Source organism: Terriglobus roseus, from assembly GCF_900102185.1.
Taxonomy (GTDB): Bacteria; Acidobacteriota; Terriglobia; order Terriglobales; family Acidobacteriaceae; genus Terriglobus; species Terriglobus roseus_A.
The window spans coordinates 2,882,745-2,900,803 of the sequence record NZ_LT629690.1; the positions used below are offsets into that span (position 1 = coordinate 2,882,745).

Annotated in this window: 15 protein-coding genes; 4 read left to right on the plus strand and 11 right to left on the minus strand. The window is 56.4% G+C overall.

All coding sequences use genetic code 11. The features are described 5' to 3' along the window. The first annotated feature begins 19 nt into the window (after positions 1-19). Positions 20-1,456 (plus strand): outer membrane beta-barrel protein, encoded by a 1,437-nt coding sequence (locus BLT38_RS12010; RefSeq protein WP_083345389.1) that lies wholly within the window; start codon positions 20-22, stop codon positions 1,454-1,456. 84 nt (positions 1,457-1,540) lie between these two features. On the opposite strand, the gene BLT38_RS20690 is transcribed toward BLT38_RS12010, so the two are convergent. The 7 genes from BLT38_RS20690 to BLT38_RS12040 all read right to left on the minus strand — a co-directional run bounded on the left by BLT38_RS20690 (position 1,541) and on the right by BLT38_RS12040 (position 6,746). Next, positions 1,541-1,711, minus strand: coding sequence for a hypothetical protein (locus BLT38_RS20690; RefSeq protein WP_172838257.1), 171 nt, complete (start codon positions 1,709-1,711; stop codon positions 1,541-1,543). After that, positions 1,711-2,124 carry a DUF6677 family protein gene (locus tag BLT38_RS12015; protein ID WP_083345390.1) on the minus strand — a complete coding sequence of 138 codons (414 nt, stop codon included), beginning with the start codon at positions 2,122-2,124 and terminating at the stop codon, positions 1,711-1,713. Before BLT38_RS12015 ends, BLT38_RS20690 begins: the two co-directional genes overlap by 1 nt. Before the next feature lie 19 nt (positions 2,125-2,143). Continuing rightward, positions 2,144-3,325 (minus strand): M24 family metallopeptidase, encoded by a 1,182-nt coding sequence (locus BLT38_RS12020; protein WP_083345391.1) that lies wholly within the window; start codon positions 3,323-3,325, stop codon positions 2,144-2,146. 79 nt (positions 3,326-3,404) lie between these two features. Next, complete coding sequence (locus tag BLT38_RS12025; protein ID WP_083345392.1) at positions 3,405-3,968, minus strand: DUF2911 domain-containing protein; 564 nt, start codon at positions 3,966-3,968, stop codon at positions 3,405-3,407. 65 nt (positions 3,969-4,033) lie between these two features. Continuing rightward, on the minus strand, positions 4,034-4,900 hold the full coding sequence (bla, locus tag BLT38_RS12030; RefSeq protein ID WP_083345393.1) for a subclass B3 metallo-beta-lactamase: 867 nt from the start codon (positions 4,898-4,900) through the stop codon (positions 4,034-4,036). A gap of 46 nt (positions 4,901-4,946) precedes the next feature. Continuing rightward, positions 4,947-5,429, minus strand: a complete 483-nt coding sequence (locus tag BLT38_RS12035) for a hypothetical protein (protein ID WP_083345394.1) — start codon at positions 5,427-5,429, stop codon at positions 4,947-4,949. A gap of 54 nt (positions 5,430-5,483) precedes the next feature. Further along, on the minus strand, positions 5,484-6,746 hold the full coding sequence (locus BLT38_RS12040; RefSeq protein ID WP_083345395.1) for an FAD-dependent oxidoreductase: 1,263 nt from the start codon (positions 6,744-6,746) through the stop codon (positions 5,484-5,486). 214 nt (positions 6,747-6,960) lie between these two features. On the opposite strand from BLT38_RS12040, the gene ychF reads away from it, so the two are divergent. The 3 genes from ychF (at position 6,961) to BLT38_RS12055 (ending at position 10,191) form a co-directional block, all read left to right on the plus strand. Beyond that, on the plus strand, positions 6,961-8,058 hold the full coding sequence (ychF, locus tag BLT38_RS12045) for a redox-regulated ATPase YchF (protein ID WP_083345396.1): 1,098 nt from the start codon (positions 6,961-6,963) through the stop codon (positions 8,056-8,058). Between the two features lie 139 nt (positions 8,059-8,197). Further along, on the plus strand, positions 8,198-9,349 hold the full coding sequence (locus BLT38_RS12050) for a sensor domain-containing diguanylate cyclase (RefSeq protein ID WP_083345397.1): 1,152 nt from the start codon (positions 8,198-8,200) through the stop codon (positions 9,347-9,349). A gap of 107 nt (positions 9,350-9,456) precedes the next feature. Beyond that, positions 9,457-10,191, plus strand: coding sequence for an EAL domain-containing protein (locus tag BLT38_RS12055; protein WP_172838258.1), 735 nt, complete (start codon positions 9,457-9,459; stop codon positions 10,189-10,191). A gap of 54 nt (positions 10,192-10,245) precedes the next feature. Here BLT38_RS12055 and infB read toward each other — a convergent pair whose 3' ends face one another. From infB to BLT38_RS12075, 4 genes are all read right to left on the minus strand, one after another. Beyond that, complete coding sequence (gene infB, locus BLT38_RS12060; RefSeq protein WP_083345399.1) at positions 10,246-13,476, minus strand: translation initiation factor IF-2; 3,231 nt, start codon at positions 13,474-13,476, stop codon at positions 10,246-10,248. A gap of 174 nt (positions 13,477-13,650) precedes the next feature. Further along, on the minus strand, positions 13,651-15,342 hold the full coding sequence (nusA, locus tag BLT38_RS12065; RefSeq protein WP_083345400.1) for a transcription termination factor NusA: 1,692 nt from the start codon (positions 15,340-15,342) through the stop codon (positions 13,651-13,653). 152 nt (positions 15,343-15,494) lie between these two features. Further along, entirely contained in the window at positions 15,495-16,100 is a 606-nt protein-coding gene (gene rimP, locus BLT38_RS12070) for a ribosome maturation factor RimP (RefSeq protein WP_083345401.1), read from the minus strand. 175 nt (positions 16,101-16,275) lie between these two features. Further along, entirely contained in the window at positions 16,276-17,949 is a 1,674-nt protein-coding gene (locus tag BLT38_RS12075) for a hypothetical protein (protein ID WP_083345402.1), read from the minus strand. Positions 17,950-18,059: the final 110 nt, after the last annotated feature.

Below are 18,059 nucleotides of genomic sequence, written 5' to 3' on the forward strand. Positions count from 1 at the left end.
CGCACCAGGATGGAGAACCATGATCTCGTTTCGTAGCAAAGGCTGCGCACTCTTAACCGGCCTTCTTCTCGCCAGCGCAACCACACTTCATGCACAGACCTCTGAAGCCGCACCAGCAGACGCCCCAGTACAAAACAGTGATCTGACACAGGGTAATTTCTTTCAACGGCTTGGCCACTTTTACGTTCATGACTGGAACGGAACTCTGCCGTCGACACCTACACCGCAGCGCCGAGCTTTGGATGCGCCTCTCGATTCGCCGCCATATCCCAGCAGTGATTGGGGCTATGGAGGATCCAGTGCGATTGGCATTCCAGATGGAAATACTTATCCGTTGATGTCAGCACTCAAGCTACAGAACAGCAGAACAAAAATTTACGGATGGGTTGCTCCAAGCTTTAACTACAGCACCTCGGACAAGAACAGCTTCCCTGTCTCCTACGACGTGTTTCCCAACAGCGTTGTTCTGAATCAGGCTGTCGTGTACATCGAACGTCTTCCTGACACGGTGCAAAACAAGCATTTCGATTGGGGATTTCACGTCACCGGATTCTTCGGCAACGACTACCGCTTCACGACAGCGAAGGATTATCTCAGTCAACAGCTGCTTCAAAAGAATCGTCGTTATGGATTCGATCCAGTGCTTGAATATGCTGACCTCTACTTCCCAGTGAAAGAAGGTCTGAACATCCGCGTCGGACGCTTTCTTTCCGTGCCTGGCATCGAAGCGCAGTTGGCTCCCAATAACTACAACATGACTCACTCACTGCTATACACAATCGATCCGTTTACTGACACCGGCATCCTTGGCTCTCTGAAGTTGTCAAAGCAATGGATGGTGCAGCTTGGGCTCTCTGCCGGACACGATGTCGCTCCCTGGTCCGACGATCGGAAACCCTCAGTCATTGCATGCGTGAATTACTCGACGACTTCCAACCGTAATAACTTCTATGCCTGCGCAAATGGCATCAACGACGGCAAATACGCGTACAACAATCTGCAACATTACGATGCCACCTGGTATCACAAGTTCAACGCGAAGTGGCACATGGCAACGGAAGCCTGGTACATGTACGAACGCGAAGTTCCAAACGTCGCCGGCAATGTGGCCAACCCTGTCCCCACGGAAACGGGAGCCAATGGCGCGTACTGCGCTCCGGGACAGGTCCGCTGCACAGCACCCGAATACGCGATCGTGAACTACATCAATCGCGAAGTTAACCCTCACCTTACGGTTGGTTTCAGGTCTGATCTGTTGAATGACAAGAAGGGACAGCGAACAGGCATTGCAACCAAATACACCGAGAACACGCTGTATGCGACGAAATATTTTGGGACAACGGTCATGCTGCGGCCAGAGATTCGCTTCGACCATTCATGGGATCGTCCGGGATACAACAATGGCACCGCAAGAAACCAGTTCTTTGTCGGTGCCGATCTGATCTATAAGTTCTAGCTGCTTTGCTGATCGCTTCAGCGTCGTCGATACATCAACCCGGCGCCGCTGAGGCAATTGCACAGATAAAGTGACCGAAGCTGACTAGTGCTTCAGGAGGAACATGCCCCAACTCACTAAGATTGCGGCAACCACAAAGCCGCCAAAGCAAAGCGCGCCGAACCGGATCATGTTCTTAGGTTCCGAACGCTGAGTGATTCCGAACACAATCGAAGCAAAGAAGGCATACACCACAAGGGCTGCAAAGTGCGACATTACAAACCCTCCTTGCGGCCGTTCGCCAACGACTGCGCATCAACTGCAGCCATTACATTTAGCAGTCCCGCAACCACGGCAAACTTGCTGCCGTAGTCAGAAACCGTATCCGTCAGCGCCTGGCCGCCAAGGCTGGCCGCATGGGCGATCACATAAAGCAACGGCGACCCCATCTGTCCCACGAAGCCCAGCAAATCCAACACATCGCCATTCGTAGCGGAATAGACCTTGCCGTGCATCATCATGCCCAGGAAGAACATGCTGACGATGGAAACAAACAGCAGCGCCGCGCGGATTGGCTTCTTCACCAGCACATGGCCAAGCCCTGGTACCAGCCAGCCAGCCAGCAACACCAGCGTAGGAGACACTGCACTCTGCCGTACCGGCACATTCGTTGTTTGGGTCACTGCCATTCGTTGTCGATCATATCAGCTAGATTCGAACCAGTTCCCGTTGAATCTTCCCGGTAACAACGGCGCTCCCCGGCTTCGTGATCATGTCGATCTCGCTCCGCACCCCAAAGCACTCCGGACCGGGCGGCAGATAGATGCCCGGCTCCACGGAAAAGCAGGTCATCGGCAGAATCAGGCGCTCGTCATGCGTCTCAAAGTTGTCCAGATGCGCACCTGCGCCGTGTAGTTCTGTACCGATATTGTGCCCGGTACGATGCGTGAACCACTGGCCGAAGCCCGCGTTGACGATCACCTGACGAGCCGCGGCATCCGGTTCCCAACCCGCAATCGGCTTCCCTGCTGCAAATCGCTGCTGAACCAATGCAATGGCTGCATCACGAGCGTCCACAACGGTGCGGAAGACGCGTCCTTCGAGCTCCGTAGGATCGCGGTCCACAACGCCGGTCCACGTAATGTCGTACCAGACCGCCGAAGGATCGTCCTTCAGCTTGCCCCAGATGTCGATCAACACGAACGATCCGCGCTCAATCCGTGATGACTTCCCTGCCACCGGCTCGTAGTGCGAGTCCGCTGCATTCGGTCCGACGCTGACATTTGGCCCGTGTTCCCACACGAGGCCCTCCTTCACCAACTCAGCCTGCAGCCACTCCACCATGGCGAACTCATCCGTGCCTGCACCGCGGACCCGCGAACCCATTTCACGCCAGCCATCTTCGAGAATGCGATCGATCTTTCGCTGTGCGACGTAGTGCGTCTCTACCTGGTGTTCCGTGAGCACCGCCTCGAACCGGCTGACGAGGTTGGCGGAGGACACAATCTCCTTGCCCATGCCGTTGAGCACCTCAATGGTGCCCGCATCCACCATCGCCACATACATCACGGCATTGCGCGGCGAATACTGCATGGCAATGCGCGTCGCGCCCTTGAGCATCTGCTCCAGCGCCGACTCCATCTCCTGCCACGTGGAATACAGCACGCGCTCACCCGGCAGCGTATCCAGCTTGCCTGCCTCAATCCGGTGGTTCAGCTTGCGCGGCTCACCCTTCGCAGGAATGAAGTAGAACCAACGACGCGTGACGTGCATGGACGGATCCAACCCCAGGATGCGGTACGCCAACGGATCGCGCACATGGTGGTCATAGAACAACCATCCATCCACGCCCGCCTGCTTGAGAGCCTCCTGCACCTTCACGACATCCATCACACCACCTCGAACTTCATGCTACGCGCAAAAGCAAAAACGCAGCACCCACGGCGGGTGCTGCGTTCGTTTGCGCTAATTACTTCATAAAGGTAACGGGAACCCACACATCCGTCGTCTCCCACTTCACATGCATCTCCGTACCTTTCGCAGTGGTGTTCCCGAATTCAATGGACATCATCTCCTGCGGCGAAGCCAACGATGCCTTCGTCATGGGAACCTTGCCAAGATCATCCGCCTCGAAGCGATCAGTTCCCCACTGTCCAAGATGCTTGCAAAACACCAACTGCCATTCGCCTTCAGAAGGCAGCGTAACCAGCGTGTATTTTCCTGCAGGAACATGCAGAGAGCCCACCATCAGATCGGTATTCGTTTCGAAGAGCGTGGCCTCATTCGCACCCGTACGCCACCAGGTGGTGTACGGCACCACCTCGCCCATGATCTTTCGTCCGCGCATGCTGGGAGCGCCATAGTCCACCTTTACAGCGGCGCCATTGATGCTGGCCTCCGCCTGCTTCCGTGGGCTCGCGAGTGGAGCGCCCGGCTTCTGGGGAGCCATCTCCATGCCACCCTGCGCCATTGCCGAAAGACTCAAACCACAACACAGCAGTGCAGCGGCAACGACCAGCTTCTTGATCTTCATAGCGAACTCCTTTTGCGCCTCACACGTTATACGAAACGAAGTATCGGAAGACAGCAAACATTATGCTATTTTTCAGACTTTTCCTTTGCGACCTCTGCTTCAAAGGCAGCCTTCTTCTCGTTTACGGCCTGGTGGTAACCAGCGGGATCAATCCAGACTGCATCGCCTTGCTGCGGCCAGCGCGCCATCTTCCCCAAGAGATCGAAATACACACCATGCGCACCAAGAAATATGTCCACGGGAAGTGCGTTCAACGTTGCAAATGTCTTTTGAAAATCCTGTTCAATGCCCGGATACGATGCCGGCTTACCCGGCGTGGAAACCAGTCGTACCGCAGGGTTCCATGACATGCCGCCCACGATCACCACATGCAATGTGCGTCCATTGTCATGCGTATCCATCGTCCAAGTGGTACATCCCTGCGTATGGCCAGCGGTCTTATGCGCAACGATAGTCGTGCCGCCTAGTTGCACCTTGTCCATGTTATGTAGAACACGATCGACATGAACCGGAGGGAAGTGATCCAGCGTGTGGTCATAGTCGGACACGCCTCCATCTTCCATCACCTTCACATCGCCATCCATCACCATCATCTTGGCGCCTGTCTCTTTCAACACCTCGGCAGAACCCGCGGCGTGATCGTAATGTGACTGGCTGCTGAGAAGAATCTTCGTGTCGCTCCATTTGAAGCCCAGCTTTTCAATACTGGCGCGTATCTGCGGGGGCGACGTTACCAGATTCGCATTGATCAGGATGTTGCCTTTGGGTGTCGTGATCAGGTAAGCCGCAAGATCGCGCGATCCGACATAGTACAAATTGCCCGAGATTCGAAACGGCGCAGTGGGCGCAACCCAGTCAGCTTTGTTCTGAGCCATTGCAGGCAGTTGCAGTACGGTCGCAACCAGTACGGAACAGAGAACGCGGAAAGTCATGCGCCAAGATTAACGGCGACCGACGTATCAGTACAAAACAAAATGGTCACGCCCCAGCCACATGACGCTGAAATTGCTGAAGAAGCTGCGTCACCATGGAAGGCCACGGAAGGTCTTGCTGGCCGGTAAGTGTCTCCACCCACACAAGGCCCCTTTCACCCTGGCCGCGCGATGGGTCATAAATATTTAGGCAGGCAACGGCTACATCTCCCGGGCCAAAGTCGATACGCCCGCTGCGATCAATCCATGCCAATTCGAAGACCAGGTCCGGACGTTGCTCCGGAGCAACAAGCTTCTTGCCCAAATCGCCAACCAGCTTCACCATCTGTCTGCGTCCAAAAGAGTCCATGCGTCCTGTATCGACACGGATATTCTTTGACACCGCAAGCAGATGGTGAAACGCATCGCCGTTGCACTGGTAGTAGTCCGTCTTCTCAAGCGTGCAGCCGGGCTCCGGCGCTTTCTGCGCGTAGAGCGGCAACACGATAAAAGCAAACAACGTGGCGATAAGCAGACGGCAGCAGCGCATTCTTGTCCTCACTAAGGCATTAGATGCGCTTTGCTTCTGAATCAACACATCGCCCTAAGCTGTCACCTTCGTGCCGCGCTTCGCGATGATGGGCTCCATGCGACTGTATAGCTCCTGCAAAATCTTCACGCCCGCTTCGGCAGCCGCATGATCCGGTGTTTCATTCGAGTCGTTCCAACCCTCTTCTTCACCACCGATATTCGGCTGCACCACAATTCCATCGCGCCGAGCAAGCAGGTTCAACCCCTTGTATCCGATGCCATAGTTCACGCCTTCCTGCGGAATGAGCCACGCAATCTGGCCACGCACGGGAACAATGCTTTGATCACTCCACAACGCCTTGGAATCATAGCCCGTGCAGCAGAACACAACGCTCTCTTTCAGTGATGCAAATTCATTGGGCGAATGGAACTCGCGCATCTCAAGCCGTCCGCCTGCCAGATAGAACTCCTGCATCAGCAACTTCGCATATCCGGCCACATTGAACGTCAGTGACGAGTTCCGACGCACATACTTGGTGGGGAACGGTGTCGAGCCGGGCGGCATGTCTTTCGATTTTGGCGTGATGTCCGCAATGCTTTGGCTATAGCGCGCGAACTCGTGCACCTGTTTTGTTCTGTCAGCAGGATCAGCCGCGGTATTGGGATCAACAGGACGATTGCGATCACGCGGCGGATCATCCGAGAGCTGATAACGATCGGTCCATTCAATCGGGGATCCGGCTACGCCAAGATAGCTGTTGTACATCGTCCACGAGGTGCGCGCCATGCGCTCCCACAACGCAGCGAAATCGGCAGGCGCATCCGTACTAAGAGCCACGCGTGAATCCGGTGTCCACGAACCGGTGGCACGTACGCTGCGGATGTATGGCGCCGTCTCTTTCGCATAGATCGTTACTTTATAACCCATGCGCTGCGCTGTCAGTGCCGTCGTCAGCCCAAGCGCTCCTGCGCCGATTACAGCGCATTCCTTCACGCCCGGCGCAGCTTCCATAGCCTTGCGCACGACCACATCCGCTGAGCCCCACGAGAGCGACCACCCGCTGCCGCCATGACCGTAATTAGTCACTACGGTCTTATCACCCACCTTGACGACATCCATGCGAGGCCCCACCGCACGAAACGGCCGCAGGCATACCGTGATACGGAAGATGCGGTCCACATCTGCACGAATCGGAAGGATATTTCCCGGCAAATCATAAAAAGGCAGTGCTGAAGCTGTTGCAAGAGCAGGCGCTGCGACGTGCTTCGCACATCCTTGCAGCAGGCTTAAACCGGTAAGTGCTGCCGATCCATGGAGAAATGAACGACGGTCCATCGAAATCTCTCTCCCTTCGTGGTTGAAAGAAAACCATGCAAAAAGCCATGCAAATGCAGGGCTATGAAAGAAAATGTCTGCGGAATGAGCGAGGGTGTACTCCCTCACTTATAACCGACATGACCCGTTTTTCACATGCGCAAGTGCTCATTTTGGTGGAATCTCCCGCCGGAGTAGCGCATCTTCCCCGCATCGCGAGACAATAGAAGCAGTCATGGCATTGAACGTAGGCATCGTCGGTCTTCCCAACGTGGGCAAGAGCACCATCTTCAGCGCACTCACCGCAATTGAGGCTGTCGCTGCGAATTATCCCTTCTGCACCATCGATCCGAATGTAGGCATCGTAACGGTTCCGGATACTCGATTGAACCGCATCGTCGAGCTGGTGAAGCCGAAGAGCATCGTCCCCACCACAATCGAATTTGTGGACATCGCCGGCCTCGTTGCGGGCGCCAGCAAGGGTGAAGGCCTGGGCAATCAGTTCCTGGCGAACATTCGTTCGACGGACGCCACGCTGCACATCGTGCGCTGTTTCGAAGATCCTGAAGTGATCCACGTCGCAGGCAAGGTCGACCCGCTGGCCGACATCGACGTCATCAATACGGAACTCCTGCTCGCCGACCTCGACACCGTCGAACGCCGTTACGAGAAGGCACAGAAGCTTGCCCGCACTTCGCAGGACAGCAAGATCAAGAACGAGTTCAGCGCTCTGGGCAAACTACGCGAGGCGATGAATGCAGGCCAACCAGCTCGTGCAGTAGAGCTAACGGAAGAAGAGAAGCCTCTGGTGCGTGACCTCTTCCTCATCACCATGAAGCCGACGCTTTACGTTGCCAATGTGGACGAAGCCTCTCTGGCAGAGGGCAACGAACACACGCGTGCCGTGGAAGCTCGCGCAGCCAGCGAAGGCAGCGACGTCGTCCGCATCTGCGGATCGATGGAAGCTGAAATCTCACAGCTTGATCCCGAAGAGCGCAACGAATTTCTTGCCAGCATGGGCATGGAAGAACCTGGATTGGATCGTCTGATTCACGCTGCGTACCGTCTGCTCGGCCTGATCACATACTTCACTGCCGGCGTGCAGGAAGTGCGTGCATGGACCATCCGTAAGGGCACAAAAGCGCCCGGAGCCGCAGGTGTAATCCATTCAGATTTTGAACGTGGCTTTATCCGCGCGGACGCTTACAACTGCGAAGATCTTTTCAGACTTGGCAGCGAACAGGCAGTAAAAGAAAAGGGACTGCTGCGCAGTGAAGGCAAGGAATACATCGTCAAGGATGGCGACATTCTTTTCTTCAAGTTCAACGTCTAATGCGTCTCTGAGATTTTGATTTGAGCGATGTCGTGCCCGTGTCATCAGAAACCCCTGACACCGCGCATGACATCGCTTTTCCACTCTTATGTTCAGCGTCGAAACACATAGAAGCGACAACGCGTTAGGATGATTCTGCATGGAAGCAATCATCCATTATGTGGAAGACCTTCAATTCGCTTGCTTCGCGTTCGTCTTCAGCATCATGGCGCTGCAGTCCCGTCGCGACCGCACGATTCGTTTTGTCTGCTGTAGCTATCTTCTGGCGACGTTGGTGTCCGTCATCGATGTCACGTTGCCACATCCCTACAGCCCGTTAACCAATGCTGGCATCCTCACCGTACTAAGTTTGCGTTATGCAGTATTGGCTGCGGGACTGGTGTACTTCACTCGCAACTCCGAGTGGGCATCGAAGATTTCGTTCGTGCTCGCGGGAGTTGCCTTGCTGCTAACGGGCCTATCGTTTACAGCACTGGCAGGGCCGCGGCAACTTGCAATCTATTACTTTGTCCTTGCGTGGCAGCAGGCGCTTCTCGTTGTCGTCGTGATGCGTTCCAGCGAATCATCGACACGTATTCCTCGTGTATTGCTCGCCTTCCTGTTTCTGCTTTCCGTGGGATACCGTCTGAACCAACTGCACTTTGTGTTGTCGGCAAAAACCGCCCACGACATCTGGCTGCGTAACCTTGGATTGTTCGTTAACGGTACTGTGTTGAGCGGCGTGCTTCCCTTCACCGTTGTGTGGATGATGAATGCCCGCGATCACGCCAATCTGTTACAGCAGAGCCTCCTGGATCCATTGACTGGCCTTCTGAATCGTCGCGGGCTGAATGAAGCGGCGGACCGCGAACTGAAGCGCTACTCCCGCTCTCAGCAGGAGTTCGCTTTAGCAGTAGCAGACATTGATCACTTCAAGAAGTTGAATGACCAGCATGGCCACGCCTTTGGCGATGAGGTCCTGGTCGATTTTTCAGTGATCTGTCAGACAGAACTGCGTAGCTACGATGTTTCCGCTCGCAGTGGCGGCGAGGAGTTTATGCTGCTGTTTCCTCTCACCTCGCTGGATGCGGCCACGACGGTATTGGAACGCATTCGCAAACGCTTTGAAGCAAACACACCGTTGGGGAGCGATCCCAACACGGTAAGCATCGGTGTTACGTCCACTCGCGGACGCTCCGGCGTCACATGGGCCCAACTGCAAAAAGAAGCTGACAAAGCGATGTACCAGGCGAAGCATCTGGGACGGAATCAGACCATCGTCTATGACGCTGCGAGCGAAACAGCCTTATAACGGATCGCGAAAGCGGACTGATCAACCCCGATACTCATCCCTCCTGCAATTTTGCCGATGTAGTTGGCATGGAACTGGCATTCCCCGCCTCCGCAGAAGAACTCCGGATGAGCTTTCCTTTCAGCATGGCGTTCCAACCCATGGTGAACGTCACGACAGGAGATATCTATGCGTATGAGGCTCTTGTCCGCGGCCCTCAGGGACAAAGTGCGGCCAGCATCCTCGGACGCCTGAAAGAGAGTGAGCAGTTTCTCTTTCATCAGAATTGTCGTAACTATGCGATGAGGTTGGCGACAAATCTTGGCATTACAAAATCAAATGCCGCACTGTCCATCAACTTTCTTCCACGAGCCATCCGCACGCCCGAAGCATGCTGCGCCATGACACTCACCGCCGCAAAATCACTGAACTTTCCGTATGAACGGATGATCTTCGAGATGACGGACGCAGGCCGACTTCTCAATACAGAGCAGGTGAGAACAGTCGCCCGTGAGTATCAGCGCAACGGCTTCCGCATCGCCCTTTCCATTGATGATCTGCAATCGGCCCTCTCAGAAAAAGCCATATGCAGACAGATCAGAGCCGACATCCTGAAACTGAATATGGCAATCACACGCAACCTGCATCTGCATCCACACTCACAAGCAGCCATCGCTTCCCTGCAAAGCATTTGCCATGCAGAAGAAATGGACCTGATTGCAGAAGGAGTAGAAAGCCCTGAAGAGTATGTCGCCTTACTCCAATGCGGCATTGAGCATATGCAGGGTTATCTGTTCGCTATGCCCGGTTTCGAATCTCTTCCGAACTTCACGTTACCCACTCCAGTTGAGATGGATGCGTGAAATGCAAAAGGCCGGGCTTTCGCCCGGCCTTTCTATTTGTGATCTGGAAATCAATTACACAGTAGCGGGTTCCGAAGACTTGGCCTCGGCAGCACGCTTCTCCGCAAGGTTCTCGCCCAGTTCTGCAGCGATCTTCTCCGTGGAGAACGCTTCGATCAGATCGCCAACACGAATGTCGCGCAGGCTGAGATCGATACCGCATTCCATGCCGTTGGTCACTTCGCGGACATCGTCCTTGAAGCGCTTCAGGTTGGTGATCTTGCCCTTCCAGACTTCGGCACCATCGCGCATCACGCGTACCTGCGAGTTGCGGGTGATTGTGCCATCGCGAACCACGCAGCCGGCAATCTGGCCAACCTTCGTGATCTTGAAGACGTTGAGCACTTCTGCACGGCCCAGGTAGTTCTCGCGGAAGACCGGATCCAGCAGTCCAAGCATGGCCTTCTGAATCTCGTCCTGCAGCTCGTAAATGATGGAGTGCAGACGAATTTCCACGTTGTCCTGGTCGGCCAGTTCCTGAGCCTTGCGCTCCGGACGCACGTTGAAGCCGATGATGACGGCGTTCGACGCGGTGGCCAGCAGCACATCGCTTTCGGTAATGGCGCCCACGCCGGAGTGTAGTACGCGAACACGCACCTTCTCCGTCGTCATGCGCTGCAGGCTGTCGATCAGTACCTGTACCGAACCCTGCACATCGCCCTTGAGAACAAGGTTGAGATCCTTGACGCCAGCCTGCTTGATCTGTTCTGCAAGGCCTTCCAGCGACACACGGCTGCTCTTCGCAAGCTGCGCTTCGCGTTCCTTGAGCGTACGGTAGCGTGCAATTTCCTTGGCACGGTCACGATCGCTCATCACGATGAACGTATCGCCTGCATCTGGAATGCTCTCCAGACCCAGGATTTCAACCGGTGTCGAAGGTCCTGCAGCTTCGATGGAACGGCCGCGATCATCGAACATGGCGCGGATCTTACCGAAGGTGTTGCCAACGATATAGCTATCACCAACCTTCAACGTTCCGTTCTGCACCAGGATCGACGCAACCGCACCACGGCCACGATCCAGCTTGGCTTCGATAACGGTACCCACTGCCGGACGCTCAGGAATTGCCTTCTGTGCGTTTGTATCGGCAACCAGGCAGATCATCTCTTCCAAGCCATCAAGGTTGATGCGCTGCTTCGCGGAAACTTCAACGAATTCCACGTCGCCGCCCCAACCCACAAGCTGCAGACCACGCTCAGCAAGCTGGCCCTTCACCTTGTTGCTGTCCGCACCGGGCTTGTCAATCTTGTTGATCGCCACGATGATCGGCACCTTCGCCGCCTTCGCGTGATCGATGGCTTCAATCGTCTGAGGCATCACGCCGTCATCCGCTGCAACCACCACAACGACGATGTCCGTAACCTTAGCGCCGCGTGCACGCATGCGGGTGAAGGCTTCGTGACCCGGGGTATCCAGGAACACGATTTCACGGCCAAAGGCAGGCGAATCTTCCTTGGTGACGTGAACCTTGTACGCACCGATGTGCTGCGTGATACCACCGGCTTCGCCGCTGGCCACGTCGGTAGAACGAATCGCATCAAGCAACGAAGTCTTACCGTGATCGACGTGGCCCATGACCGTAACAACCGGCGGACGGACGATTTCCGTCATGCCGCTGGTATCCGTCAGGACGCCTTCGATCGCTTCGTTCTCAAGCTGCTCTTCCACGGTCTGGATCTGTGCATCCGCGCCATAAGCAGCGGAGACAGACTTCACCAGCTCGTTATCGAGTGACTGATTGACGGTGACCAGAACACCACGCATCAGCAGCGTAGCGATCAAATCCTTACCGCGAAGACCAAGCGCTTCCGCCAGGTCCTTTACGGTAACGCCTTCCGTCACAGTAATCGTGCGTGTAATGGGCTGTTCGCCCATGGCAATCTGCGCTCCGCCAAACCGCGACGGTGGCGCAAAGCCCTTCATTGGGCCTTCTTTGCTCTTTTCGTAACGCTTCTTGTTCGCTGCGCCCTTCTTGGCCGCAGGACGCATACCGGGCTTCTGAGCTCCGGGTGTGCCTTCGGCAATCAGGCCACCGCCACCAGGACGCGGGCCACCAAAGCCGGGGCGAGGTCCACCAAAGCCGGGACGCTGACCAAAGCCAGGACGTCCACCAGGGCCGGACGGAGGTCCGCCGGGGAACGTACGCGTCGGATGCATCGGACGACGGCCAGCAGGGCCGCCACCAGGACCACCGGGGCCGCCATAAGGCGGACGGGGACCACCCGGTCCAGCACCCGGGCCACCGGGACGCTGGAAGATCGGACGACGAGCCGGCACGTTAGCAGCTTGAGGCGGCGCGGTGTACGACGGACGCGGACCGGTCTGCGGCATGATGACGCGACGCTTCGGCTCTTCCGGAGCTGCGGGAACTGGTGCTGCCGCTTCAGGAGCGGGCGGCGGAGTTGCCGGAGCAGAAGTCGCAGCAGGTGCTGATGCGGCGGCCGGAGGACGCGCAACAACTACGCCCTGCGGCGGAGGCGTGCTACCGGCAATTGCCGGACGCTCTCCTGCGGGGTGTCCCGGACGGACCACCACGCCTTGCGGCGGACGCGAGGCAATCGCCGGACCAGTCTTCGGTGCGGGATGCACGATGACCGGAGATTGGCGGGCCTGCGGAACGATTGTGCGACGCGGCGCTTCGGGTGCGGCAGACTCAGTGCGCGGCTGTGCGATCTTCAGCGTCGGCATCACAGGGCGTGTGATGGGAGGACGCGAAGGCGCTGCCGGAGGGGCAGCGGGCACAGGAGGTGCAACTGGAGCGGGCGGGCGAACCACCACGGGCTTCTCAACCACAGGAGCAGCAGCAACTTCCACTACGGGAGCGGGGGCAACGGCAACTGGAGCGGGAGTAGGAGCAGGTGTTGGAGCGGGTACAACCGGCTTAGGCGGCGCCACAACGGCGACGACTGGCTGCTTCGGAGGAGCCGCGACAACGGCTGGCTTTGCCGGAACAGGTGCCTGGGCAGCTTGCTGCTCGGCCTGACGGCGTTCTGCCAGCATCCGTTGGATGTCACCAGGCTTACGAGCGCTCGACAAATCAATCTTTTTGGGTTCGGCAACGGACGACGTACGTGCAGGCGCACGGCCACCTGTCAGGTGCCTGCGAACCTTGTCCGCTTCGTCATCCTCGATGGAACTCGAGTGGGTCTTCTTTTCTGTGACTCCGACTGCTGTAAGCGCGTCAAGAATTTCTTTGCTCTTGACCTCAAGCTCACGCGCCAGATCGTTGATGCGTACTTTACTCATCCGCCCTCGTCTTACTTCGTTGCCCTCTGCTAGCTGTTCATGGCAGCTCCACTCCAGAAGGAATCAAGTCCAATACATTCATTATCGCTCAGGAGGGTACAATTCGCGCCTCCAAAGCACTTCAAAGCGCCGTGAAAGTCGGCGACACGGTATTCCGTGCCGCCGTTCTTCACGCTAACCACGGGTGTTCTCGTCCGGGTCGATGGTTTCGTTGCTGAATTCACCGGCCTGTTCGGCCAGATCCTCAAGGGTCTGGTTGTCGTTTTCGATCATGGCCTCACGCACGTCCGCGTCGCTGCCAAAACCGTCAAATTGGCCTTCAGCCTCTTCGCGCTCCAGCAAATCGTCCGCTGATTCGCTTACTTCAATCGGTTCCACGCCGTCCAGGCCGCGCTCCGCGATGATTGCTTCCGGTGTCTTACCCATTAGCCCCTCCTCGTCTTCGTCACTGTCGGCGTCAACCACGTCCTTGGACGGCTTACCGTCCGCCTCTGTGGGTTTTTCGTGCGACACAGACGATTCAGATGCGCCGTTGTCGCCCAACGACTCCGCTACGGCACTGGTTACAGCGGGACGCTCCTCACCCTCTTCGTACTGACCGAAATAGTGGCGAACCGCAACTGCAATCTTCTCGACAGACTTTTCACCGATTCCCGGAACTTCGCCCAGTTCCTCGGCAGTCATATCGGCAAGGTGCTCAACCGTTGTGATGCCAGCAGCGATCAACTTCTCCAGCACGCTCTCACCAATTTCGGTGACCTGCTCGATCGGAGTGGAAGGTCCGCCGCCCAACGCAGCCATGGCCTGCTCCACTTCCTGGCGCTTCTCTTCTTCGCTCTTTATGTCGATCTTCCAGCCCAGAAGCTTCGCCGCCAAACGCACATTCTGGCCCTTCTTGCCGATGGCTAGCGAGAGCTGCGTGTCATCCACGATCACCTCAAGCTGCTTCTCGCCAAGATCGGTAATGGAAACACGCGATACTTTTGCCGGCTGCAAAGCCTTCTCCGCAAACGTCGTGATCTCGTCGGAGTACTCAATGATGTCAATCTTTTCGCCACGCAGCTCGCGGATGATGGACTGCACACGCATGCCCTTCATGCCGACGCATGCGCCAACCGGATCAACATCCTTATCGCGCGAAACCACTGCGATCTTCGTACGCTCACCGGCCTCACGCGCAATAGCGCGGATCATCACGGTGCCGTCGTAGATTTCTGGAACTTCGCTCTGGAAAAGGGTCTGCACCAGTGCCGGAGCAGCGCGGCTCACAATCACCTGCGGTCCCTTAGCGGCGCGGTCCACACGCAGCAGCGCCACACGGATGCGCTCACCCACGGTGAACTGCTCCAGACGGGACTGTTCACGCTTCGGCATACGAGCCTCGGCCTTGCCCAGATCAAAGATCACATCCATGGGCTCAATACGCTTCACCGTGGCGTTCAGAATTTCGCCCACGCGGTGGTTGTACTCGTTGAAGACCGTGTCGCGCTCTGCTTCGCGCACCTTCTGGAAGATCACCTGCTTTGCCATCTGTGCGGCAATACGACCCAGCGGCGAGGTGTCCTTGTAAAAGCGCAACTCCGCGCCCACTTCCACGCCCGGCGCCATCTCCTGCGCTTCAGTCAGCGTGATGTAGTTCTCGGGGTCTTCCTCAATTTCAGTGTCGTCTTCGATGACGGTCTTGTAGACATAGGCGCGGATCTCGCCCGTTTCCTTGTCGAACTCACCGCGCATGTTTTCCTGCGTCTTGTAATACTTGCGTGTTGCAAGTGCGATAGCGTCCTCAACGGCGGTGACGACGATCTCGGGCTCGATGCCCTTGTCGCGGCTCATGGTTTCAATTGCCTGATACAGTGCGCTTGCCATTGTTGTGTTACTCCTGCGTATTCAGTTGTGTTGTTGCAATGTTGTTTTGATGCAGTTCCGAGGAAAGCCTAAGAACTCAGCAACTCCCGCCCGAGCGAAGCAACCTTCGCACGACGCAGCAGGAATCTGCCGGGGGCTTTCGGACGAAGGACCTAGAACTCGGCCACCAGGTTGGCCTTCTCAATATCCCGCAGCGGAATAGTAACGGTCTGCGGTGGAGGCTCGGTGCCTTTCTTTTTCTTGCCCTTCTGCTTCACTGCAGAAAGGTCCAGCGTCACAGCATCGTCTGCAAAGGTCATGCGCCCGGTCAGCGTCTTCATGCTGTTGATTGGCGTGAACAGCTTCACAGCAACGAGAAAACCCTGGAATCGCTGGTAGTCCGCTGGCTTATACAGCCTGCGCTCAATACCTGGCGACGAAACTTCCAGCACGTACTCCTGAGTGCCGGGAACGAGCTCTTCCACGTCCAGTACAGTACCGAAATCCTGCGCAAACACGGCGCAGTCTTCATGCGTTACACCAGACAGTGCTTCTATGGGAACACCGCTGGGCAAACCGAGGGATTCGGCATCCGGATCATTCGCGGCTTCAGTTGCCTTCGCCTTCAGAGCGTCACGGCCAGCAGCATCCTTCTCCACAAACACGCGGAGAGCACGCGCCTTACCCGCGCCAGTGAAATCGACTTCGACCACTTCAAGCCCGTGGCTCGCCGCAACGCGTTCTGCCGCAGCGCGGATTGCATCCATGGAAACTGCCATTGCGAAAAGCCCTCCTTCACGGCGAAGCGCCGCAGAAATCTCAAACAAACCAAAGAAAATGGCGGGCTCTCGCCCACCAGTCGTTTCGCCGAGGGTTGGATCGCCTGGCGGACTCTGATTTCTTTATAAGAATACAGTACTTCCGTAATCAGTTCAACGTCCCTATCCGGAATGCTCAGTGGACCTTGGGGATGGTGGCTTGCCGATCCCAGGAGACAGTCAAGGCCTGATGCTGCTCCGGTTTCGTTCCGGGATAGAGTCCGGGCCATGCTGCAGCCAGCTGCTGCGACAGAACGTCGTGATACGGACCGTCCTTACGAATAGCGATGCCATAGATGTAGGCACCAGGATAAAAGTCGTACTCCTTCAGGAACTTGGGAGCAGTAATCAGAATGCCTCGTTGCCACGTGTAATCGTCGTGTGGGAGCCAGATGAGATCCGCTTTGCGATCCAGAAACTGGTCAGGATGAAATCCATCCAGCGCGATCTCAGTATCGTTCAGTCCGGCAACGTCAATCACGTTCTTGTTCAGCGCCATGTATCCCAACTGTCCTACTTCACTGGATGCCAGCGTGCCTCCCATGGGCATTGCATCGGCCAACGCAGCCACGCCTTCGATAGCAACCCAGTAATTCAGTTGTGGCAGAGTTTTCCCATCCGCCGTCGTTGCCTGCACAGCTGAATAACGCAGAACAGGTTCCGCATACCATTCCAGCCAATCCATCACTTGCCGCGGTGTGACAATCGCCAGGATGAATATCAATGCCGCGCCTGCGACTTGCGGTGTGCGGAAGATGGATCGGAACGTCTCGCCTTTGTGCAATCTCTCATCCGTAAGCAACAGGGCAGGAATCACACAAAGAGGAAAGTACGGAATGAAGTAGCGGACAGAGCCGCCCATAATCTGCGTCACCGTACACAGATAAGACATGATTACGGCCAAGGCACCGAGCATGGCTACCACCATGCGTCGATCGCTTCGCCGACAGAAAATCACCATGGCAAACAGAAACGGCCAGAACATTTGTAGGAACTGGAATGCCATGGTCACCGGATACCAGCGCGACGCATAGCCTTGATAGGCGTGTTGCGATTTGAGATAGAAGCTGAGCGGCACATAGCTTCCGAAGTACAGCTTGCAGCAAACTGCTGTAACGGTCGCGATACCAAACAAGGTACCCAACGCACGGAATGCAGATATCCGCTGTTCACGATTGCGCCAACGCGTGAACAGGATCACCATCGTTACGATTGGCAGCGCACTCTCTGGCCGTGTGAGATAGGCAAGCGCTGCAGCAACGCCAGTTAACCAACCGCTTCCCTTCACTCCATGAAGACCACGTGACTGGGCCACCGCGAGTCCTGCTGTTGCTGCGATGAGAGCCGCAGCCAACATGGTTTCCATACCATTCAGGCTGTTGAACTGAAAGACAGAGTTATCAACTAACGGCAATGCGGTAAAGAGGAAGGCGTAGGGCGTGAAGCGTAGGGGGCCACGGGCGTTGCGGCTCACCGCGAATGCGACTGTTACCAGTGCGACCCCGGAGAACAGGTAGGAGAGGGTGTACAGCAGATGGCCCGGTTGCATCGGCAGGAAGCTACCGACAAACACGACCAACTGCCATAGCAGGCTGGTCATGCCGTAGGTGTGGATGCCATCCAGATTCCAGCTCAGGCCCAGGCCCTCTCTCACACGGGCTGAGTACCGCAGGAACATCCATGCATCATCAAACCGGAGGGGCTGTGGTGCGATACGCCACATGACTGCCCACAGGATGACCACTCCGGCTGTAAGTGCAAGCGCTACAGTGCGTAAACCGCCAGACCGAGTCTGCCAATGCTTGATCATCCGTGGTGCAACTCCGTAAGAAGGGGGATCGTTACGTTCTGCACTGAGACGCAAACTGGCCGTTCATGGGTTGACTTGGCGATGGTTTCAGGAGAGGCGATCGGCAGAGG